Here is a 300-nt window from a genome sequence, read left to right on the forward strand (position 1 = left end):
AGTAATAAGTAGTCCTGCGCAGATTTGAACTGCGGACCCCTACATTATCAGTGTAGTGCTCTAACCAACTGAGCTACAGGACTGTTTTGAAATGCTAAAAAAAAGGAAGTAAAGATTCTTTTTTAGTTGAATGTTTATAAAGTTTTTAAAGTTATAAAGTAAAAATACTTTCAACTTTAAACCTTTCACTTTCAACTTACTTAAAACTCTCTCCAGAAAGGAGGTGTTCCAGCCACACCTTCCGGTACGGCTACCTTGTTACGACTTAACCCTAGTTATCAGTTTTACCCTAGGCCGCTC

Annotated in this window: 1 tRNA gene and 1 rRNA gene; both read right to left on the reverse strand. The window is 37.3% G+C overall.

Annotation, left to right across the window (positions count from 1 at the left end):
* Positions 1-9: 9 nt before the first annotated feature.
* A tRNA-Ile gene (locus OM074_RS21430) sits at positions 10-83 on the reverse strand.
* 133 nt (positions 84-216) lie between these two features.
* Positions 217-300, reverse strand: a 16S ribosomal RNA gene (locus OM074_RS21435); the annotation flags it as partial.

This window comes from Plebeiibacterium marinum (genome assembly GCF_026013615.1).
Taxonomy (GTDB): Bacteria; Bacteroidota; Bacteroidia; order Bacteroidales; family Marinilabiliaceae; genus Saccharicrinis; species Saccharicrinis marinus_A.